Below are 24191 nucleotides of genomic sequence, written 5' to 3' on the forward strand. Positions count from 1 at the left end.
ATTTCTCAGGCATATTGCCAAAACAGACCAATTCCATAGCTTTTTTTTAAAAAGGGCATGCATGCACAAATAGATGCTAATGTCATACGCCCAGAAGACATCTCTACTTTTTAGGAACAACAAATTTTACTTTTTGAAAGGCCCGCACGCTGGCGGATCGAATCATTTATTTTTTTGGGAGGTTCGTCCGCTGGCGGAAGTACTCAAATTTTTTTTTGGGGAAGCTCGTCCGCTCGCGGAACAGGTTATTTATTTTTTTGACAAGCCCGCACGCTGGCGGAAGTGATCATTTATTTTTTTGAGAAGCTCGTCCGTTGGCGGAACTACTCAAAATTTTTTTTTGGAAGCCCGTCCGCTCGCGGAACAGGTCATTTATTTTTTTGACGAGCCCGCACGCTGGCGGATGAAGTCATTTTTTTGCAATAAGATCAATTTAAAACACGCATAAACACTAACAATTCAGCATTTTCATGGCAATCCTCCGTAAAACCAACAGTCTAATTATGGTGATGTATATTCATCCTCTTTCCAGCTGGCAGGATTGTTCTGAATGTATTGTTCTATTCGGTGGTAGGAATCAAAATCACGTATGATGTGATCGTGAAAACGGGTTTGCCATGCGAATTTGGGGTTTATTTTACGGGCCACGGTTGTTACCGATGATTTGAACCCACGAATAATGGATGCCAAATTTTTCGATTGTGCCCCAAAGGTAGAGACGCCATGCCTGGCGTCTTTGTTATTTTTGGTTTGATCAAACGTAGAGACGCCATGCCTGGCGTCTTTTTGTTCGTTTTTATTTAAGACGCGAGGCATCGCGATTAAACCTGATTCTGATTCGTTTTCATATGAGACGCGAGGCATCGCGTCTCTACGGGTATTGTATTTGTTTTTACCGATGGTGATGATGGCATGGAAATGATTGGGCATTACCACAAATTCGCCCAATTCCAAATTCATATCTGGCCTTAATTCGGGTGTTTTTATCCATTCTTTCTGCACCAATTCCCCAATGGCATTTAATTGCATTTTGCCATTGATGATTTCACCAAAATAATGTTCCCGATTTTGTGTGCAAATGGTTACAAAATAAATGGCATTGCTGCCATAATCCCAATCCTTTAACCGGGCGCTGGCTATGCGGTATTTATTTTGGAATTTTTGGGTCATTATTTTCGATGTTTTTCCTGTAGAGACGCGATGCATCGCGTCTCTACCTGGCGTATCCATTTCGTATTATTATTGATTTGCATTGTACAGAGACGCGAAGCATCGCGTCTCTACGGAATACCAATTTAATGAAAATCTGTGATAAATGGGTGGAATCCTGTACAGACGCAAGGCCTTGCGTCTCTACCTGATATGGATTTATGAATTTTTGGGATGCATTTATAATTATGCCATTTAAAATGCCAATCGGTATTATTGATACCCTCACCCAAAGTGAGAGCATCAATGTTTTTTATTTGTATTCTGCCTTTGGTTCGGCGGCGAGTAGCAATTCTTCTTGTTCCTTAGGTTTCCCCTGAAAAACTTCGCGCAAAACCGATTGCATTAGCTTTGTGGCAGCCTCTTTGTTTTTGGCTATCTCCTGCTCCAATGTATCGCACAAAGCCATGAGTTCGTTTACTTTGGTGACGATGGCTTTTTGTTCGGCTAGTGGAGGTAAAGGAAAGAATAAGAGTTGAATATCAGATAATCGGAAACTATTCTTAATTCCCCTCTGAGGTTCATTAAATTGTTTTTTTGTCAATGGAGATAAAAAGTAATATCCTATATATAAGCTTCTCAATCGTTCCATCATCCTTACTACTGCTGTATGCTGATTAATGTATGCTTCTCCAAAATTTTCAGGAATTAATCCTAAATTTCCAACGTCACCTGTTATCGACAACAAGAAATCCCAATGTTGTAATTTTGTTCGCGTTCCTTCACCATTTTTAGGAGGCGAAACATATCTCATTTTATCCAACCTTAACTTAAAGCTATTTGAAGATAAATTACCCATCGTAACAAACTTAGCACCTCTTGATGAGTAATATTTAGCCCAATCTCGTGAACCACTAGATATAAACTCAGTGATAAGACCTAACCTACACCACTCCCATCCTTCAGGCAATTCGTATGGAATTTCCTCTTGGGTGATTGGTGGTAAGGCTTTTTCCTTTTTGATTTTCTTCTCTTTGATGAGTTGGGCTTTTTCGGCTTGGATTTGGGCCAGTAGGGATTTGGCGTTGTTGTCAGCGGACACGCCATGGCGTGTCCCTACGGTATTACGCCATTGCTTGGTTAGTTTGCCTTGTACGGCCAACTGCAGGATGCATTCGCGTAGTTTTTTCACATTGCTCTCTTCGGTCATGAAGGTAGAGAAATGTTCTTGCAGAAATGCCCATTCTTTTTCTACCTCTCCTTCGCTTAATCGATGTAAGGCAGAAGTGATAAAATCCTCTTTTAGCTGTACTCGTTTTTGGGTTAAGTTCTCTAAGGCTTCTACCTCTTTGAAAAGGGTATCTACGATTTGGACGATGGCTTTTTGTTCGGCTAGTGGGGGAATTGGAATTAAGAAATTTAGCAGTTCAGATTGTTTAATCCCTGCAACAGTAACTCCAGTTCCTTTTATATTTAATGTATTGTAATAGTTATAAAAAAAATCATTTTCTATTTGATCAGGTAAAGTTAAGGCCTTTAAATCTTGATTTATTGTAATTGGAATTTTATTAATACATATTTTTCCTAATCCCATTCTAGTACAAATAATTAAATTTCCTATTGGAATAAGATTACTACTACTATTATTCAGACCTTCATTTGATATATAATCAATTGTACTTTCAATATATTTGCCTTGCTTTAAGTCTTTTACACTTGCCCAAGGTAAATCTCCATTCCAATATTTTTGATTATTTTTACTAGGAGTACCACCACCCTTTATTTGGATAATGACGTTTCCTATCTTCTCCCACTCCCAACTTTCAGGCAATTCAAAAGGAATTTCCTCTTGGCTAATTGGAGGCAAGGCTTTTTCCTTTTTGATTTTTTTGTCTTTAATGAGTTGGGCTTTTTCGGCTTTTATTTGTTCCAATAGGGCTTTGGCGTTGTTGTTAGCGGACACACCATGGCGTGTCCCTACGGTATTACGCCATTGTGCGGTCAGTTTGCCTTGAATGGCCAATTGCAGTATTAATCCCTTTAGCTCTTTGGCATTTTGTGGGTATATGCTGAGTTCTTTAAAATGTTCTAATAGTTTCATTCGGTAGCATTTAAACGCTGACAAATGCAAGCATGCTGTCAGGTTATTGTAACATCCTAGCTAAGGGCTTGAGTTAATACATCTACAATTTTGTCTTGCGCGCTGCTGATGTTTTCTTCACTGGCACGGAATTCTTTCAGCAATTCTTCTGGGCTCGCCAAATTATCAGCTTCCTGGTAAGGGTTTTTCACATCCAAATTGTAGCCACGTTTTACAATCTCCTCAACAGGAACTTTCCATGCATATTGATTCTCTTCACGCTTGTTCCACCATGCCTTTTCGCGGTCGAATTCCTTAATGTTGATGGGCTTGGTTTTGTTGTAGCTCTTTACACCATTCGGGTAAGGATGCTCATAGTACCAAATCTCTTTGGTTGGTGTTCCTTTCTCGAAAAACAGCAGGTTGGTTTTAATGCCTGTGTACGGATTGAATACCCCGTTTGGCAATCGTACAATGGTGTGCAGGTTACACTTTTCCAACAGCTCTTGTTTGATGCGTGTTTTTACACCTTCGCCAAAGAGCGTACCATCTGGCAATACCACCGCGGCACGTCCACCATCTTTCAATAGCTTAATGATTAAAGCCAAAAACAGGTCGGCCGTTTCCTTGGTGCGGAACTTGGCAGGGAAATTGGTTTCGGTTCCATCCTCTTCTACTCCACCAAATGGAGGATTGGTTAGGATCACATTCACCTTGTCCTTGCTGCTCCAATCGCTGTATGGTTTGTTTAGGTAATTGCCACGCTGTACGGCTGGCAAATCGAACCCGTGTAACATCAGGTTTGTTGTACACAAAAGGTGTGGCAATGGTTTCTTCTCTACGCCACGAATGCTGCTTTGCATGTTGCGTTCCTCATCGGCATTACTCACCAGTTTCTTTTTGTGATCGATGCTACAGGTAAGGAAGCCTCCTGTACCGCAGGCTGGATCTAATACCGATTCGCCCAATTGCGGATTGGTAATGTCTACCATAAACTGGGTAACGGCGCGCGGAGTGTAATACTCACCCGATGATCCTGCCGATTGCAGTTCTTTCAGTATGGTTTCGTAAATGTCGTTGAAGGTATGTCGGTCGTCGCTGTTAAAATCTATCTTGTTTATCTCATTAATCACCTGACGAAACAACGTACCGTTTTTCATGTAGTTGTATGTATCCTCGAATACCGACTTTACAATTTTCGCTTGCGGATTAATGTTGATGTCAATCTCCTTTAGCTGAGGAAATAGGTTGTTGTTGATGAACTCCATTAAGGCCTCACCGGTTAATCCCTCCTCGTTGGCGGCCCAATTCTGCCATTTCAAGTCTTCAGGTATGGGCGATTCAAAATCATCTATGGTAATTTCCCACTCCTCTTCCTTATCGGCAAATATTTTTAGAAAAAGCATCCATACCATTTGCGAAATGCGCTGTGCATCTCCATCTACTCCTGTGTCCTTACGCATGATGTCGCGTATGCTTTTGATATTGGCTGTAATGTTGCTCATGTATTGAATTAAAAAGTATAAAGACTTTAAGTATAAAATCTCCCCCTATATCCTCCCGATGAATCGGGACAGGTTCTAAAGGGGACTTTGATTTGTATTATTTATAAAACGCTGTCAGGACTCCGACTCTGACAGGTTATTTTTTATTATAAGACCTGTCAGGTTTTAGATACCTGACAGGTCTGCAAATTTAATATTTATATTTCCGAAACTCTTATATTAATAAGGTTACTCTTCTAATTTTTTTCGAACAAAATCCGCCTCCTTATGTCTATTCAGAACACTCTTGTATTCATCATTATCCTTTAAAAAGCATAATGACTTCTTGTAAAATACGTAAGAAAGCAAAACCAATATGACAAATACAAGGCCTACAAATAGACAACGAATTACAAATTGAAGAAAATAAACATCAATAAATTTACTTGCTAATGGAATATCAATTATAATAAAAGAGCTATAAATTGTTGTACAAAACCAAAATATCACCATCATGAAACTCAAATTCTGATTTACTTTTGAAACGGAAAATGGATATGCTTTAGATAAATTATAAAACTGACCTTTAGGAACTCTAACCGTCGCAAAAAGAGGCCTATGAATTATACTCTCTAAATATAACACGTGTTCTTCCCAATTTTTTTGCCATAATTTAGACCCTCTATTTACAAAATACCATCCTAAAGAAAAGAAATACCCAATAATTGAAATAGGAATAATAAAACCAGAAGAAACGCCACCTTTATTCCAAAGTGTAAAATAAGCAACAAAGGTAGCTGCGATAAATGCCCAAAAATATGTTGCTCTCTTCCAATATAATTCAATTTCAAGCTTTCTTGTATCTACTGCGATCGCAAGTGCATCTTTTATATTATCCCGTAATTCCTTTTTATCATTTTCAGCACCGTCACTTTTTTGTTCTTTATAAAAAAGTTTTTTGTATTCTTCTATTCCTTTAACTGGTTCTATTTTACTCATTAATTCTAATATTTAAGCAATAGTGTAGATCTGATCTTCCAATTCTTTCACGGCTTTTTCGAAGTCGGGCCGCTTGCCAAAGGCTCTCACCAATTTAACTGGCGTTCCTATTTGACTGAAAGGTTGTAGCTTTAGAACGGCTGTATCTTCTATGGAAACGATGCCTTCCTCTTCGTATTTTTCCAGGAGTTTGTCCAATACTTCGCGAGCTACTTCGTTGTATTTTCCAAAGTAGTTGCGCTTTCTAACATTGTTGGCTCTCTCCTGCCTTGTTAATGGCGGCTGGTCAAAAGCAATGTGGCAAATCAGATCATAGGCATCCATGTCCTTGCCTACTTCTTCCCTTAAGGCTTCCAATAAGATGCCATGCTCTGCCAGTTCCTTTATCAACTCCTCTTTCTTTTCTGCGGCATTCCACTTTTCGAAGAATACTTCTCGTGAGGCAAACTCACGTTTGATATTCTGCTTGGTATAATCCTTTAAGGATTCGGTGATCAGTTTGCCATCGGCTCCATAATAGTGTACACGTTCGTTGGCAATGGTAACTGCCACATTATTTACATGGTATTTCTTGGGACGATCGTCCTCGTCATCATCAATTGTAATTTCAGGTCTTTCACCATTTATTTCATCACCATCCTGACCTGTTGGATCGTTGCTTGGAGTCTCTTCGCTTTCTTCCTCCTCATGTGGTACCACAGGGTCTTCTGGAGCTGGCTCATAAATTTGAACGGGTTCTCCATCAAAATCAGGATCGGCAAACAGGTTGGTAGCTCTTCTAAAGTCCATAATGGAAAAGAACATTTTTCCTTCAGCCTCGCGAATGCGAGTACCGCGCCCTATGATCTGTTTGAATTCTGTCATGGAACCAATATTGGCCTCCAGTACCACCAATTTTACCATTTTGGTGTCGATTCCTGTTGTCAACATTTTCGAGGTTGTCGCAATTACCGGGAAACGCTCTTCCACATCGGTAAAGTTGTCCAGTTCGCGTTTGCCTACCTCATCGTCGCCAGTAATTTTCACCACATAATGTGGATGTTTGCTCACCAAATCGGCATTCTCATTAATCAATGCCTGGCGCATGCGATTGGCATGATCAATATCTACACAAAATACAATGGTCTTGGCATAACGATCAGTGGCTTTTAGGTACTCCGTAATTTTGCGAGCCACCAATTGTGTTCGCTCATCAATGATTAGTTTTCTATCGTAATCTCTCAGGTTGTAAATTCTATCTTCAACTTCGTGGCCAAATTTGTCTCTTAATCCTTTTGTCGGACGCCACTCATCATCTACTGAAGTATTGATTTTAATCACCTTATAAGGCGCAAGGAAACCATCTTCTATTCCCTGTTTCAATGTATAAGTATAAACTGGTTCGCCAAAGTAGTTGATGTTGGAAACATCTTTGGTTTCCTTTGGGGTTGCCGTCATACCAATTTGTGTTGCCGATGAAAAGTAATCCAAAACTTCACGCCATGCCGATGCCTCGGAAGCACTACCGCGATGACACTCATCAATGATTACCAAGTCGAAGAAATCGGGACTGAACTCCTTGTAAGCGTTCTTGAAATCTTCGTTGCCTGTCAAGCCTTGGTATAAGGCAAAATAGATCTCGTATGCTTTATCAATCTTTCTATTCTTAATGATATGCATGATCTCATTCCCGAATGGAGAAAAATCACCAGTTTTTGTTTGAGTCAACAGTGCATTTCTATCGGCAAGGAAAAGAATACGTTTCTTCACTCCTGCTTTCCACAAGCGCCATACAATGTTAAAGGCGGTATAGGTTTTACCTGTTCCGGTTGCCATTACCAATAAGATTCGGTCCTGTCCCTTTGCAATCGCTTCAACGGTTCGGTTAATGGCATTGGCCTGATAGTAGCGAGGTGTCATGCCATCCTCAGCTACATGATAATCTTGTTCGACTATCTTTCTAACTGGAGCTTCGTCCAGCTGTTCATGCTTTAGATATTTGTTCCATAGCTCTTCTGGTGAAGGAAATTCATCCAAACTCAGTTCTGTCTCTATTTGCCCTTCGCTTATGGTCTTGTCATGAAACAGAAAACCATCACCATTACTGCTAAATACAAATGGAATTTGCAGAATTTCGGCATATTCCAAAGCCTGTTGCATGCCTGCTCCCAAAGAATGTTTGTTGTCCTTGGCTTCGATGATAGCAATCGGAATATCTGATTTATAGTACAGAATATAATCTGCTCTTTTTTGCCTACCCCTGGTGTGTAATTTTCCTTGCACTATGATTCTACCATCAGTAAAAGATTTCTCTTCTCTCACTTGTCTTTTGATATCCCAACCTACTTTTTTAATGGCAGGTGTTATGTATTTGGTACAAATGTCTCTTTCAGATAGGTTCTTCTTATTCATAGTCATTGGGACTTGGTAGTTCTTTTAGGTAACACAAACCCAAAATTAACAAAATATGCAACAAGGAAAAGAAATAGACCTTTTGAATTTTTAGTTTTCCTATAAGTCTTATGTAACCAAAAGTAAATAAGCTTATCAATTGATTTTAGCAACATACGAACTGATACTATTACCCTATTGGTATTTATTGCATGCAAAAGAAGGAGGTACATTCCTGCACCTCCTTCGCAAACATCTATTCTTAAAGCAAGCTTTGTTTAAAACCTCAAATGAAAATTTATGATTTATCCACGATGCAAGCTGTATATGTTTTTTATTTTATCAATTAAAGTGGCTGAATCATGGCAGCCATACCTCCGCCTGGAGCCATTTTTAAGTCATACTGAAAAGTATGGTCCACAATGATTTCTTTCATTTTAAAATCTGTGGCATTTCGATCTGCATTGATCCCATCCTGATAAATGGTCATTTTGTATTTTTTCCCCTTTGGTAAGAAAGAAAGATCAAATTGCAGTGTGCGTGCATCCCAATCAGTCATGGCACCCAAGTACCATTCATTCCCTTTTCTTCTGGCAAGCAACAGGTAGTCGGATATTTTGGCATCCAATACTTTGGTTTCATCCCATACTGCTGGAACTGCCGATAAGAACTTCATGCATTCAGGTTCCTTACGGTAATTCGATGGGTTATCACAAAGCATTTGCAATGGGCTCTCGTAGGCAACATACATGGCCAACTGATGGCAACGTGTTCCCATACTCATTGGACGATCGAATATCGGTTTGTAATTTTTCTTCTGAGCATTGTTCATTGCCCCGGGAGTATAATCCATGGGACCAGCCACCATGCGTGAAAATGGAGTTATCAGGTTGTGTTCCGGTGTTTGTCTTAAACTCCATTTGTACTGCTCTCCCCCATTTACTCCTTCACGTGTTAGCACATTCGGATATTTTCTTCTCAAACCTGCAGGCTTATATGAACCGTGGAAATCCACGAGAATCTCTCTCTTTGCCGATTCTTTGGCAATCTTGTGATAGTAGTTCACCATCCACTGGTCGTCCTTGTCCATGAAATCCACCTTGATGCCTTTGATTCCCCATTTTTGGAACTGATCCAATGCTGGCTCTAACTGGTCGTCTAATGTTTTCCAAACCACCCATAGAATCAGCCCTACACCTTTCTTTTTTGCATAGCTGGTGAGTTCCTCCATATCCATTTCCGGAACGATCTTCAGTAAATCTCCCAGCTCATACCAACCTTCATCCAGAATGATGTATTCCAAACCATAATCGGCAGCAAAATCGATGTAATACTTATAGGTTTCAGTATTAATTCCGGCACGAAAATCAACACCATACACATTGTTGGCATTCCACCAATCCCAGGCCACCTTTCCGGGTTTAATCCAGGAAGGATCTTTAATTTCGCAAGGATCAGCCAGCAACCAGGATAATTGATTGGTTATTAAATCTCCATCTTTTTCGGCTATGGCTATGTATCGCCATGGAAATGTTCTGGTTCCATCTGTTTTGGCAATGTAATCCTTTCGATCTCTAACAAACACATCTCTATCGCCCACCTGTTCTGTTTTATTTGGGTAAGCTGGAAAAGTGGAAATCAGAGCATTCCCTTCTGTTCCATTGAACCACATTCCCGGATAATCTTCCAAATCAGTTTCACCGATCACCAGCTTTGCGCCTTTACCTGTATCCATTAAGACCGGTAAACTTCCCAGATCTTTTGAAGAAAGTTCTCCCAGTGAGGTAAAATCATAATACACCTGGTTGTTGGAATGGAAGCTTCTTTCCTTTGGCCAATATACCATATTGTTTTCCGGAAAATTAAAATTTCCCTTTTCAGATTTCACGGTTATTTCACCAGGCAAGTGAGTGCCAAATCGATAGGCAACACCATTGTTGTAAGCCCTGAAAACCACATCAAATCTCTTTTCGAAAGTCAGTTTCAGTTCGTTGAAGTTTTCCTGAATCAGTTCACTCTTTTCACATACTTCCGGTTTAATCTCTCTGTTTACGGAATTGGTATTCTTTTGGATTACTTTCGGCTCTTTACCCAGGATAACTCCCTCCAGTTCCAGGGCAATTACCGTAGGATTAAGCAGAGGGGTTTTCTTGTATTGCACTGAAAAAGTTAAGTCCTCTCCCGTATGCACTCTTATGATTGTTTTTTTATCTGGCGATTGCAATTGATAGTCTTTTGCAAACACTGCGCTTATACACAGGCAAAGGCTAAAAAGACAAATTATTTTTTTAGTCATGATTCTCGTTTATTTGGTTAGTTCTAAGATTTGTTCTTCATAAGGTGATGGATAAGCAGAAATCCATACTTCCGGTTTGAAATCCAGATTTTCCTTGTCAAATCCCAAAACAAATACTTCAATCTCTTTTCCTTTCATGTTTTCATTTAATGGAAGATAGTAAGTGTAATTGCTATCTCTTTTAGCGTTCACAAACTCCCAGGTATTGGATGGAAAGGAAACGCTTCTATCGGGACATCCCACCAGTTCACCATCTATTTTTGCCGCAGCATAGGCTCCCTCAACTCCGTGTTTCCCATCAATGGCGATTGACAAGTAGCTTCCCTCAGGAATTTCATTCAGATTGAATTTTGCACTCCATGCTTTTTGTGCTTTTTTCCTGTTTGTATGCGCAAATAGGTTGGATGCTCTCCATTTGCTTCTATCCAACATTTGTCCATCCTTCCAGGCTTCAATTTCCACAATTCGTCCTGGTTGATCCCACAATCGGATGTAACGAACGGATCCGTTGATATCAATTCTCATTTCTTCCCCTGCATAATAAGTAAGGGTCTTCCAGCTTTTCAAATCTGTAGAAACTTCAGCGTAATTTCCTTCATCTCTTAAAAGTGGTTGCAAAGAGAAATCATCAGGAACTCTAATCATTAACTGGTCCACATCTGTGATTTCACCCAAATCAAGACGAAAACATCCTCCTTCTACTTTCTGGTCGATATTGTATTTTCTGCTAGGCCAAAATCCTGTCTTCCTGTCGCCATCAAACAAGTTTTTATCCCACACTCCTCTGTCTACAAAAACAGATTGATTAAAGAACGCATCACGTGCCTTTTGAACCTGAGGGATGTTACTTGTACCCGATCTCTCCAAGGAGCGAACTTCCAGTGCATTGTTGTCGGCCGCATAACAAGTTGCCTCATAAAGAGCTTTTGCATCCTGTGGGATTTCAATCTCTGCTAAATCAGCCAATTTTCGGTGAGCTTCCTGCTTCAAGGCTTCTCCTTCAAATTTAAGCTTAAGCGATTTTCCTTTGAGTAATGAGGAAACTGACTTTCCATTAAGAGTTGCTGTGTTGTAATTTGCAGCATTCACAAGCTGAATTTTCGAATTGGTACCAGACATTCCCAACAGCTTGATAAGAGTAGATTTTCCAGGAACATTTCGTACTACTTCATAATCTGTACCTATTACGCCAGGCTCATCGCAATGATTGGAAGTTGCAAGAATCAAACAGGAACGAAATGGCGCTACTTCCACTTCAACTTCACTCCCTGCCTGATAGGAGCCCAATATTTTTTCCGTAGGGTGGAACTGGCGTACTTCAATTTCACCTTTTGCATTCAGTCCAATTTCATGATCTAGTTTTATCTTGTAAGTAATAGGTTCCCAGGTCAAATTTCTTAGCGTAAGTAATCTGCTTGCATCATCTCCCCTTGAAACCGCAGATTTCCCATACTTTTCTTCAGGTAACACCATTCCATTAACCAGAATTTTACCATACTTGCGATGTAGGTTGTAAATTCTTGCCAGCTTGGCAAATTCCTCATCTTTCAATAGCCATGGGTTGCCATAAATCTCCGGTGCCAATATCATACTACGGTTAAAAGCCTGAAGAATCAAATCATCTTCCCAATAATCCAAACAGGAAGAAATACATACCCCATGGTCCTCGGTTAACCTTTTCAAGCCTGGTACTAATCCTCTTTCCAATGCTCCTGCTCTGTGATGTGGAGCTGTGGTGGTATTGGATGTAAACACATCAATATAAGTCTCCTGTCCTCCCCATAAAAATGTTGTTGCATATGGTTTTCCTTTTTTCAAGCCCAAACGATGATTCAGAAGAATTAAATCAGGACTGTAGATTCTGCACTCTTTCATCATTTCGATAAATGCATCTTCCTTTTCCGGACGCAAAGGTCCACATACCGCATCAAATTTAAAAAGGGCAAACTCATAATCTTTACAAAGGCTTACCATCTGATTGATACGTGCCTGTTTTTCCTCTTCACTCTCTCCAAAACCATCGGGTCCTCCCCACACACCCAATCGGGTTCCCATGGCCTTTGCCTTTTTATACATAGGGTCAAATCCATTGGGAAACTGCTTCTTAAAACGCTCTGAATAGACACTTCCGTAAAAGCGCTTTCCATCAATAGCTCCTGCATCAAAAGCATAAATATCCAAAATCATCCCATACTCATCCTGAAGCCATTGGAAAAAATCCAGGTTAATTAAAGTATGCTCTTCAGTTGCTCCCTCATTGGTGTTGTTGATCCAGGAAAAATACTGGGCCTTTGATGGAGTTTGTTCATCAGCCCCCGGAAATACCTTTTCCTGCCCCATTGCATTTTGAATGAGACACCAGAAGACCATTGCTACAATTGTTCTTTTCATATGATTATAATTTGTCTACAGTTGCCATATGGAACTCTCATGAAAATTTTAATCATGCACCTGTGTGCAACTTTTTAATTAAAATTTACATGTTCGTTTCATCTGGTTATTATTTTTTCCATTAGTCAGATGGTCCCGATAACCATCGGGATTACCATTCGCAAATAATCACCCTCGTACGTGAGTTAATAATTATTTACTCATGGACGTTTCATATAAAATTCATTTTTCATGCCTTGGAATCATGTTCTGTGTTTCCCAAGACATGCCCTTTAAGTGTTTGAAACCAATTCTATTCTCTCAATCATTTTAGGGCTAAGTATTTGTTTAAACATTCCCGGAGGAAATCCTCCGGGAATAAATGGTTTTTACCATCCAGGGTTTTGTTCTAAATGTGAAATGTCTATTTCCGTTTGTGGAATAGGCCACAGATAGTGTTTATTCGGATTAAAAGTGCGTTCTCCCCATGACAGAGTTACCTCTTCTCCTGAATTTGGATCGGTATATGTAAGTCCTTCTGGTACTCCAGGCATTACATTTTCTGCGATTTTCCATCTGCGAATATCCATAAGACGCAAACCTTCAAAAGCCAACTCTACTCTACGCTCACGACGTACAATGGTACGCAGTTGTTCTTTGGATTTGCCGGTGGTAATCAAAGGCATATTTACATCCGGGCGCTGACGCACTTCGTTAATTGCATCATAAACTGACTGATCGATATCATCATTCTCTATTTTCGCTTCAGCATAAGTTAATAATATTTCAGCATATCGAATCAGAATAAAGTGTATGGCTCCGTTCCAATAATCTCCGTTGTCAACATCATCTTCAGAGATGTACTTCAGCCAGTTGTAGCCTGTTGCTGTCTTGTTCCATTGTCCTCCTGTTCCATCGGTCAAATCGTCGCCTGCAATAATTTCTTTTCCTGGGTATGTTGCTCCAGGAATGGAATTAAAAACACCACCACGCCAATCATGACCAGGGTAAAGAATCGAGTGAGTCAAACGTGGATCACGGTTGGCATATGGATCGTTTGGATCGAATAATGGTGATACATCAATTGTGTTACCATCAGTACATTCGTAAGTATCAACCAATGACTGCAAAGGGCAACCACTACTCCAACCACCTACAGAGTTAGGACCATAATTCTGCAATGTGAAATTCCATTGTTTCTCGTGCATTTCCTGCAAGTCGAAAATCACCTCTGAATTGTTAATTCCCTTATAGGTAAACATTTCCTGATAGCTTGGATATATGGTATAAACAGCCAAATCCATGACCTCTTTGGCAGTAGTGGCTGCTTCTCCCCACTTTTCCTGGTAAAGCAAGATGCGGGCTTTTAATGATAGCGCTGCACCCTTGGTTACTCGCCCAAGATTATCGCTGGAATAAGAGGTCGGAAGATCAGCTGCTGCTGCAGTAAGGTCAGTAAGCATTGCATCAAGAATTGTTTGCTTTGCTGTTCTTGTACTTTCAGCAGCTTCATCAGGCGTTAAACTATTGGTTATATATGGTACATCCCCAAACAGGTAAACCAAATCAAAATAGAAATATGCTCTTAGAAATTTTGCCTCTGCCAACAAGCGAGCCTTTTTCTCAGCATTTATATCGCTTACACCATCAGCACCTTCAAATATTCTGTTCACTCTTTGTATACCTCTGTATCGCTCTCTCCAACGATGTTCCACATACCAATCGTATGCAGAAGCCGTTCCATCTGCCAAACGGAATCCAGCATTCCATGAATGATGATCCAGAGCATTATCGGTTAAGTTTTCAATGCGTAACAAATCTGTTGAATATCCATAGGTTGTTTCCCAGCTGTTAAAACCAATGGATGCATAAACCGCATTCACAGCATAAACCAAATCTTTCTCTTGTGTAAAGAAGTTTGTTGAAGATACCTGGTCGCTAGGTGAGCGCTCCAGAAAATCCTCGCTACAGCCCGCTAAAACAAATAGTAAAGCACAAGCCAGACCTATTATATTATTTTTCATCTATATAGTATTTTTCAAGTTAAACTAATCAATAAACCACCTCTAGAAACGAAGTTGTACTCCCATGGTATAGGTTGATACCGGAGGATAATAATTTGGTCTTCCATCGTAGGTTTCAGGATCCAATCCTGATTCCACATCTGTTATCGTGAACAGATTGGTTCCTCCAATATAGAATCTCATCTTATCGATTTTCCATTTCTCCAAAACAGATTTTGGAAGAGAATAACCAATTTGAAGATTTTTGAGTCTTAGGTAGGAAGCATCTCTTAGCCAGAAATCATTATACAGGTAGTTGTTCTTGTTCGAAGCAGCTTCCAATCTTGGGAAAGTTGCATCTGGATTTTCAGGAGTCCAGCGATCCAGCACTCTTTTGGTTGTAAAAATCTCATAAGCTGGCCCTTCGTTTGGAGCACCATAGAAATAATTTTCAGCTTTCATGACACCTTGCATAAAGGCAGAGCAATCAAACCCTTTGTACTCCATATAAAGATTTAATCCTACACTGTATCGAGGAATCGAAGAGTCTATTACCTTACGGTCTTCATCGTTAATTTCACCATCGCCATTCTGATCAACCAATTTAATATCACCAGGCTTTAACTGCGATTGGTTTGGCTGGCTTGCATGGTTATCAATCTCTTCCTGCGACTGGAACAAACCATCTGATTCATATCCGTAAAATGCATTCACAGATTCACCTTCTTTCAATATGGTCCATCCGCTTATGGAAGGTTCATTCCCTGCAAAATCTACCAACTCATTTTTTACATCAGAGATATTGAAACCTACAGAATAGTTAAAATCATTAATGGTATTTCGGTGTGTTAAAGAAACTTCCCATCCGGTATTGCGAACTTTCCCGGCATTGGTTTCCGATGCTCCCAAACCTGTCAGGTAGGAAATTGGCAATACCAGCAACACATCTTTTGTATCTTTCTGATACCAGTCTGCAACTACTTCCAGCTTGTTATTAAATAAAGTCAAATCAAAGCCAAAATCAATCATTTCAGTGGTTTCCCAGGTAATATCAGTATTTGCATAGTACCATTGAGAATAACCGTTTACTTCTGTATCATTAAAATTGTATGGATAGTCGGCATAGACTGTAGAAGTAAATTTATAGTAACCAATATTCTGATTTCCTAACTGTCCCCAACTTCCTCTCAACTTCAAATTATCTACAAACTCAAGCGAAGTCATAAAGTCTTCTTCTGACATTCTCCATCCCGCTGAGAAGGACGGAAAAACACCCCACTTATTACCTTTAGCAAAACGAGATGAACCATCGTAACGGATGTTTCCTTCCAGTAAATATTTGCCCTTATAGGTGTAGTTTACTCTTCCCAGGTAAGAAAACAATGCCCAGTCTTCCTGATACCCCTTATTGGTTTGTCCTTCTGCATCACCAGTGTTTAGCTCCACATAGTCATCGCTATAAATATTGTTTCTTTCACCTTTAAGAACGTAAGCTTTGTTTTCGGTTACATCAATACCTGCCAATGCATGAAAAGAATGATCTCCGAATGTTTTGTTATAATCCAACAATGCTTTAAAGTTGATTTCCTGCTGATTCCAACGTCCATCTACCAACTTACTTGGTGTCCATCTGTGAACTATTTCATCAGGATTTTCAGGATTCCTGAAATCATAGGCTGCAGTATAATTCTTATACCTGTTATTCATGCTTTTATAGGAAAGATCCGATCGCAAGGTTAATCCACTCAACACTTCCAAATCAGCACCAATTTTCAAATTAAGAGCCTCTTTGTTTTCTTCATTCATTCCTCCTACTTCCAAACATGCCAAAGCGTTGGTATTGTCCTTGTTCAATCCATAAACACCATTTGGATGTTTCAGTACAGTAACTGGTGAAGTTCCTACAATTGCACCTATGGCACTATTCATCCTGTTTGGTCTTTCATTGTCTCGTCGGTTAAAAGAAACATCAGCTCTTACTTTGAAGTTATCTTTCACCTGAAAGTCTGTATTCAAACGAAAACCAAAACGCTCCGATTCCACATTCTTCAGCATACCATCCTGCTTCATGTGATTTAGAGATAATGCAATTTTTGATTTCTCATTTCCCCCGCTAATTCGAACCGATTGGTTAAAAACCGGTGCGGTTTCAAACAATTCTTCAAACAAATTCACATATGGGTAATTTATCGGATCGTTTCCTTCAAGTGTTTTCTGAATGTACTCCTGCGAGTATTTAGGGTTCATACCTGCATTTACCAAGGCTTCGTTCACCAAGTTCAAGTAATCTTCCGCACCAACCAATTCAGGCAAGGTTGCCGGGGTTTGCCATCCATAGTATCCATTGTAATCTACCTTGTATCCACCTTCTTTGCCTCGTTTTGTTGTGATAAGAACTACCCCATTGGCAGCTTTTGCACCATAAATCGATGAAGATGCAGCATCTTTCAATATGGATACACTTTCGATATCATTTGGATTCACATCACTCATCGACATTTCAATCCCATCAACTAAAATCAATGGATATGTACTTGCTGATAAGGATCCGATACCACGAATATTGATATTCAAGTCTTCCTCTCCTGGAGCTCCACCACGATCCACAATCGTAACACCGGTTGAAACTCCCTGAAGTGCCTGTCTGGCATCCGTCATTGGTTTCTTCACCATTTCGTCTCCTTTTACTGCAGATACAGAACCGGTAAGATTGGCTTTCTTTTGAGTTCCATATCCTACCACTACCACTTCATCTAAGCCCAGTACATCTTCTTCAAGGGTAACATTAATGGTGCTTTGGTTTGCCACGGTAACCTCTTGGTTGAGATAGCCAATAAAAGTAAATACAAGCACTGCTTCATCTGATACATTCAATTTGTAGTTCCCATCAAAATCTGTAATTGTTCCTGTTGTGGTTCCCTTAATAATGATGTTTACACCAATTAAGGCTTCACCATTTTTATCTACCACCTTACCTACCACCAGTTTTTCCTGGTTTTGTTCTGCAGTTATAACTGCCTCTTCATAACTGGATGAAGCAAATGCTGGAGTGACCGTAAGTAATGATACACTACAACACAAGCCTGCAATCCATAAAAAACGTTTCTTTAGCAAAGAGCTTTCCCTTGCCAAACTTCCTGTGATTTTTTTCATAAATTTTCAGTTGGGTTAAAAATTAATAATTGCTTTTCACAAGGGAAGGTGGGAGCATCCCTGGCTCATTTAACTTGTCATTTTCATTCTGCATGAATGATTCAAACAAGCAAACAAAGTCAAACATTGACTTGTCCAAAACAACTGAAAACAGGGCATTACAGCTTGTAAAAGCTGACCAAAATTCTGTACGGAATGACCAATTTGCCTTAAAATCACAGGATTTTGAGCAAGGTCAACTGAGAAATCAGGAAATAGAGACAAAACAGGCTTCTCCTTGTCGCTACACGAAAGTTTTCGGCCTTTCTTTGTTGTCTTTTTCATTAGTGTTCCGAACTCTAGTCGGGAGACCAAAGTGGGAAGATGGAGGTTTGGCTTTTCAATTCCCCTTTTGAGAGCTACTCGTTATACACATTTATTTTCCAGAATATAATTCGAAGGAGAATTAAACGATTGTATATTTAATTCTAAATTCTCCCCTTCTAGGGGAGATGGCGACAGCCAGAAGGGTGTGTTTTTGATTATATTATTCTTATTTCACCCTTTTCCCTGTCGGGATTTTCCCTAGGAGGGAAAAACTCAATTTGAAAATGCTTTAAATAATTCAGCATTGCCATATCAAAATAATTATTTCAGATTTGTTTATAAAGAGTAGTTCTTGAGAGGGGATAAAGGGAAGTGTTTAAACTAAAGTGCTTTTTCGGGTGCACAACAAAGCGTGTTGTAATGCTCTTTGTATTCCGATGGGGCGATGCCAAACTGTTGCTTAAAGCATCGTGTAAAATAAGAAGGCGAATTGAATCCTACTTCGTAGGCTATTTCATTGACACTTTGTTTCGCCTCAATTAATAATTGTGCGGATTTTCTCAATCGAACGAAACGAATCAGTTCATTGGGCGACAAATCGGTAAATTTCTTCAACTTGCGATAGAAGTTCGATTTGCTCATTTGTATTGCCAGATAAAGCTCATTCACACCAAAAGAATTATCCGAAAGATTCTCTTCAATAACGATTAGAGCCTTTTGCATGAACTCATCCTGAGTCCATTCCCTGTAGATTTTATCTTCCGGTGTCTCTGGTTGCTCTTCCTCCTCAACAACTGAAGCCAAGTCTGCTTTTCTTGCCTTCCAATACCAGAAAACAATACCTGCCAATACAATTAGAATTATTCCCCACAAGCTTAGCCTAGCATTCAGGGAGCGCTTGATCTGGAAATGGAATGATTTAAAGTTGTCATTCATGATTCCATCTGCATTAATTGCCGCAATATCCAATTGATATGAACCCCTGTCAAGATGGGAAAAATCCAATACAGACTTGTCTACTGGCAGGTAATTCCAGCTTGAATCGGGATGAAAGAATCGATAAGCGAGTCCATTTTCCTCCTGATGATTGTAAGAGTAGTTGTATACATTAAATATGGATGCTTCCTTTTTCACACCCTGTTCTACTTTAAACATTGGCTTAGGAAGATAGCTGCTTGCCTGAGGATTAATTGAAACCACACCATCATTGCTCCCCCAGTAAAATTCACTATCCTGAGCTTGCAATAACTTAGCATGGTTAAAACTATTCGCTTTTGATCCTCCTACAATTTGATAGCTGGCAAAAAGTTTGGTTTGCGGATCGAATCGATAAATCCCCATTCGGGATCCCAACCAAAAACTCCCCTCCTCGTCCTTTCGGAGAGATGTAAACTCGATTACCTTCTTTGCCGGATTGTAAAATATAGGCTTTGCATTCACATTTCGCAGAAATGCCACTCCTTTGCCTGTAGCAAGCCAAACTTCACCATCATTACCAATGTGAAAGTCTGAAACTTCAGTTCCAAACTCCAATTTTTGTTGATTGAAATAAAGCTCCATTCTATAGGATAGAATCCACCTGTTATTCAAGGAATCAAGGGCAAAATTAATGGAAGGCACAGAATCTAACTTCGAAAAACTATTATCATCAAATCCGTAAACAAAGGTCCCTTTAGAAGAGCAGATGTACAAATTCTCATCAAAACGCTTCAAAGCATAGATGTAGTCATTTTTTGCCAGGCCTGTTTCTTTGGAGAACAATTGTCCCGATGCAACTACCTGTGTATTATCACCTGCCTCTACCGATGTGGTAATGATACCCATATGCCTTGTTCCCACGTAGAGCTTGTCCTTGTACTGTAAGATGGCTTCCACATACAAGTCATTCAAATTCCCGGGGAAAATAGGCACTGAGCTTAAGCACTGCTTTTTCCGATCGAGATAGTACAAACCTTTGCCTGAAGTTCCTACCCAAAGTCTCCCCTTCTTATTCTGAAAAAGTGCATTGATATAACCTGCTTCAGGCTCTCGATCCTGAATATCACTTTGGTATTTTTTGTAGGTTATCTTTTTTCTATCTATTCTATCCAATCCCGCTCTATTGGTACCGATCCATACTGATCCGGAATGATCCTTAAACAGCACATTGATTTGAGCATCGTAAAAGTCATTAAATATCTCATTGTCCCTGTTGATGTAATCCTTTAAGGCATACTTTTCTCCTTCTTTGTATACCTGCTGAATGAATTCACCAAAAGTTCCCAAAAGTATTTCATTGTGTTGCGAGATGTTCATCGAGGAAAAAGAGCCTTCTATTACAGGTACCAGCTTTTCTTCTTGCATCACCCACAGCGCATTTTCGGTAAGCATAACAGGCTCTCTCTCATTTAGAAATGAAATTGCCTTCACAGATTCATGTTGCAGTTCAGGATAGTTTCTATTGAGTACTAATACAGAGTCCGAACTCAATTCTGCTTGCCAAATTCCGCTAGCTGCTGTTCCCAACAGCAAGTTCCCATCCGGCGAAAGCTGTTTACAAGTAATCGAATGATCAAATCGTTTCAGGCCAATCCTGTTCTGATCATCCAATTCATAAATTCCTGATTTTGTACTTAAATAGCTTCTGTTATGAATTTTAAATAGAGTGGTAATCGTCGAAAAATCTTCCGGATCATCAAGCTTATGATATTGTTTGCTTGAGATTGAAAATAAATAACTGCCATTACTTGTTCCCAAAAGGAGTTGATCTTTATTAATCTGATCAATTAAAGTAATGGGATATCCCGTGATAGAATCTGTCATTGGATAGGAAGAAAATACAAGTCCATTGTAAGAACTTAAACCTTCTAAAGTTCCAAACCACATTCCTCCTGTCGAATCCTGAAAAATAGAATAGATGGTGTTGTTTACAATACCATGTTCGGTAGTAAATTTACTTAACTTTTGAAAATAATTTGTCGCCTGAAGCTGAATACTACAGCTCAAGAGAAATATAAAAAAACAAGTTACAATCCTTCTTTGCATCCCAATCATTTACTAAAATTCAAAGATAGAAAAAACAAGAGTGGCTCCCAATCTCCCACATTGTATAACCACTCTTGCAACGCATCTAAATTTAAAATATCTGAATCTTTTACTACCAGTTTCAAGTGTGCATATGCCAAAAATCAACTAGTAATATCTGATCAAAGTATTAGATCGAGACTACCAACCCCAATCTTAACACTTGTGTAAAACAAGCAAAAACAAAGGCTTTCCGCTTGCACAATATGACCAAAAAAGAGTATAAACTGACCAAAGAATCGATTTGTAGCAACAATGTATCGAAGAACAAGAGAATAATTATAGAAATGGGTTTTTAATGATTCTCATTGGCAGATTTAGAAATAGATTATGCTTACATGATGTACACCTGAATACAGGAATAAAAACTTTTCAATAGAGAATGCTCAGCAATTGAATTTTCCTTTCTGCTTTTGCTTAAACTTGATACTAATAATTCCAATAGTTCAATAAGACATTTGGAGGCACTATCAATCAAACCATATTTAAATACTACAATCAGCTATTTACGATTTAGGCGCAAATCGTATTTTATCTTCCCATATCAAAAAGTAAAAGCAGTTTCCTATTGCTAGGAAACTGCTTTTCAGTCTAATTAAATATTTGAAAAATTGATACTATTCCTAAGCTCCCGGAATTCCTCCCATACCAAATACCATAGCAAGAAGGGCAACCGTTTCAATAATTCCCATGGCTGCGATGTACATCCCTGATCCCTGTTTGGCATCTACAGCCAGATTGGCACAGGCAGCAGCACCTACTTTACCCTGCATAATTGCAGAAGCAGCAATGGCAATACCAATAAAAAATGCCCAAATTATCTGATTCGTATAACTGTCGGGACTCAAATTTGCTCCAATCATGGAATTCATAAAAATCATTCCATAAATTACCTGACTTAATGGCATTCCTACCATAGCCAATGCCAGCGATGGTAATTTTTTCTTCTCTTTAATGGCCTGTTTCCACAATCCCAATGCACCCATTGCGGCAATTCCTGTTCCAATAGCAGAACCTACTCCTGCTATACCTAAAGCAATGGCATGTCCTCCAAAGCCTGTTACTACTGTTGATAACATCATTATTTACTTTTTAACGTTTGATTATTTTTTAATTTAAAAGGGGTATACTCGCTACCTGAAAACTCTACAGATGCATGGCCCGCATATTCGAGCATATTCAGACGAACTCCATGCACCAATACCGCCATAGCAGCAAGTATCATATTTAAACCATGTCCCAGAATGAGGACCAAAGCTGCACCAATTCCTGATGCAAGTGTTGAAACACCGTCTCCCAGTGCCATTTGGTTAAAACTGGTTGCCATTAATACAGTAGACAAGCCAACTGCATACAACCTGATGTATGAAATGATATCGGAAAACCCATTGATAATGCTTAAAGGCAAACCAGCCAGTGAGGAAATCATTCCTTTGAAAATATTTTTTCCTGGTTTGGAGAACAATGCAATAAGTGAAGCACCACCAATAAAAAGCCAAATCATAAAATCAGGAGCAGCAACTCCCAGCACCATTTGATTTACGATTAGGTATAGTCCCCAGATTATTGACACCCACCCCAACTGGGCTATTGCTTTTACGCTATTTATATATTTCCAGGCAATTTGTAAATGACCCATTGTGAGATGGACTGCTCCAATTAGAAACATTAGTTTCTGGATGAATATGCTGTCGCCACCAAAACTTGCCAGTTGATCTACTCTTAACAGTTTTAAGAATGACAATTCAGCAATCATTTCTGATCCGAAATAAGTGCCTGTAAGCACTCCCCAAAACAGGATGGCCACAGATAGCGTATAGATTAAACTAAACTCTATTTTTTTAACGAATTTCTGTTTACGATGAACCAGGAAAGTAATCAGTAAAAATACTAGACCATAGCCTGCATCACCTACCAGAATACCGGTGAAAAATGTAAAGAATATCATGAATACCCTGGAAACATCCAGCTCTTTGTATCCGGGAACCAGTCCCATAAAATCCATTACCGGTTGAATGCACTTTGCCCAATTCGATGTTCGTACCAGGGTAGGCACTTCATCCATTTCTTCCTCTGTTGGATCTTCCGTCACATATCCCCAATTGTATTGGTCAGCCAGCTGAACAAATTCATCAATCTTATCTTCAGGAATAAAACCTTTCCAGCATCTCACCTGATTGTCAATGGCAATTCCTCCATACTGAATATTGCGCACATCAAATCGCCTGTTTCGTTCATCAAGGGCATCCTGAAGCACACTTTTTTGGGCATGAAGCTGATGCAGAAGCATTTCCAACTCATCCAATTGGGCATTGGTCGAGCTCAATAAGGATTTGGCATGCTCACACTCTAATTTCGGCATTAAAACCTCATTAAAATCAAGACTTTCACTGGCATTTTCAGAAATCAATGCCAATTGGTTCATATGCTTGTTTTTGCCAATTACATATACATCCTCACGCTTTGCGATTTGTTTTAAGTCCTTGTCATTAAGCTGGTATAATTTTATCCAAATCCCTTTTCGATTCAGCTTTTCGATATCATCAATGGAAATATTTCCCCACTCCTTATACCATTCCAGATCATGCTTTATACTGAGCTTTGTATCCTTCAGTTGAGTTCTTTTTTCTTCGGTTTTCAGGACTTTCTCCATCAAACGGATTTCACCCCTTTCCAAATTGGAATAATCACAAATATCGGCAGCATTAGACTTTGTATGCGGCTCATCATACCTGTCCAGAATAGAAATGGCCTTTTCCAATTGCTTGATCCTTGCATCTACCCGGTTGATTGATTCATCTTTAGCCATCTGGAAAGGAGAAACATGCATTACTCCAAGTTTCCCAAGAACTGTTAGATCCTTATCGACATCTACTGAAGATTCCGGCATCAGTAGTATCAGTTTTTTCATTTTAGTA

13 protein-coding genes are annotated in these 24191 nt (G+C 39.4%); all 13 read right to left on the minus strand.

The window, feature by feature from the left end:
- Positions 1-501: 501 nt before the first annotated feature.
- The 13 genes from BXY64_RS17620 to BXY64_RS17685 all read right to left on the minus strand — a co-directional run bounded on the left by BXY64_RS17620 (position 502) and on the right by BXY64_RS17685 (position 24184).
- Complete coding sequence (locus BXY64_RS17620) at positions 502-1206, minus strand: transposase (RefSeq protein WP_245996697.1); 705 nt, start codon at positions 1204-1206, stop codon at positions 502-504.
- 256 nt (positions 1207-1462) lie between these two features.
- Positions 1463-3250: a restriction endonuclease subunit S gene (locus BXY64_RS17625; protein ID WP_120241293.1), complete on the minus strand. Its 1788-nt coding sequence runs from the start codon at positions 3248-3250 to the stop codon at positions 1463-1465.
- A 56-nt stretch (positions 3251-3306) separates the two neighbouring features.
- Positions 3307-4734: a type I restriction-modification system subunit M gene (locus tag BXY64_RS17630; RefSeq protein WP_120241294.1), complete on the minus strand. Its 1428-nt coding sequence runs from the start codon at positions 4732-4734 to the stop codon at positions 3307-3309.
- A 228-nt stretch (positions 4735-4962) separates the two neighbouring features.
- Positions 4963-5712, minus strand: coding sequence for a RipA family octameric membrane protein (locus BXY64_RS17635; RefSeq protein ID WP_120241295.1), 750 nt, complete (start codon positions 5710-5712; stop codon positions 4963-4965).
- 12 nt (positions 5713-5724) lie between these two features.
- Entirely contained in the window at positions 5725-8103 is a 2379-nt protein-coding gene (gene hsdR / locus BXY64_RS17640) for an EcoAI/FtnUII family type I restriction enzme subunit R (RefSeq protein ID WP_120241296.1), read from the minus strand.
- 325 nt (positions 8104-8428) lie between these two features.
- A complete protein-coding gene (locus BXY64_RS17650) occupies positions 8429-10378 on the minus strand; it encodes a glycoside hydrolase family 97 protein (RefSeq protein ID WP_120241298.1) in 1950 nt (649 codons plus the stop codon).
- 9 nt (positions 10379-10387) lie between these two features.
- Positions 10388-12769, minus strand: a complete 2382-nt coding sequence (locus BXY64_RS17655) for a hypothetical protein (RefSeq protein WP_147376030.1) — start codon at positions 12767-12769, stop codon at positions 10388-10390.
- Between the two features lie 368 nt (positions 12770-13137).
- A complete protein-coding gene (locus BXY64_RS17660) occupies positions 13138-14772 on the minus strand; it encodes a RagB/SusD family nutrient uptake outer membrane protein (protein ID WP_120241300.1) in 1635 nt (544 codons plus the stop codon).
- A 42-nt stretch (positions 14773-14814) separates the two neighbouring features.
- Positions 14815-17904, minus strand: a complete 3090-nt coding sequence (locus BXY64_RS17665) for a SusC/RagA family TonB-linked outer membrane protein (RefSeq protein ID WP_120241301.1) — start codon at positions 17902-17904, stop codon at positions 14815-14817.
- Between the two features lie 69 nt (positions 17905-17973).
- Complete coding sequence (locus tag BXY64_RS21245) at positions 17974-18228, minus strand: hypothetical protein (RefSeq protein ID WP_147376031.1); 255 nt, start codon at positions 18226-18228, stop codon at positions 17974-17976.
- A gap of 363 nt (positions 18229-18591) precedes the next feature.
- Positions 18592-21195, minus strand: a complete 2604-nt coding sequence (locus BXY64_RS17675) for a helix-turn-helix domain-containing protein (protein ID WP_211334535.1) — start codon at positions 21193-21195, stop codon at positions 18592-18594.
- Positions 21196-21896: 701 nt separating this feature from the next.
- Positions 21897-22355 (minus strand): V-type ATP synthase subunit K, encoded by a 459-nt coding sequence (locus tag BXY64_RS17680; RefSeq protein WP_120241304.1) that lies wholly within the window; start codon positions 22353-22355, stop codon positions 21897-21899.
- Positions 22355-24184, minus strand: a complete 1830-nt coding sequence (locus tag BXY64_RS17685) for a V-type ATP synthase subunit I (RefSeq protein ID WP_147376032.1) — start codon at positions 24182-24184, stop codon at positions 22355-22357. Before BXY64_RS17685 ends, BXY64_RS17680 begins: the two co-directional genes overlap by 1 nt.
- Between the last annotated feature and the right edge of the window lie 7 nt (positions 24185-24191).

The organism is Marinifilum flexuosum, assembly GCF_003610555.1.
Lineage (GTDB): Bacteria > Bacteroidota > Bacteroidia > Bacteroidales > Marinifilaceae > Marinifilum > Marinifilum flexuosum.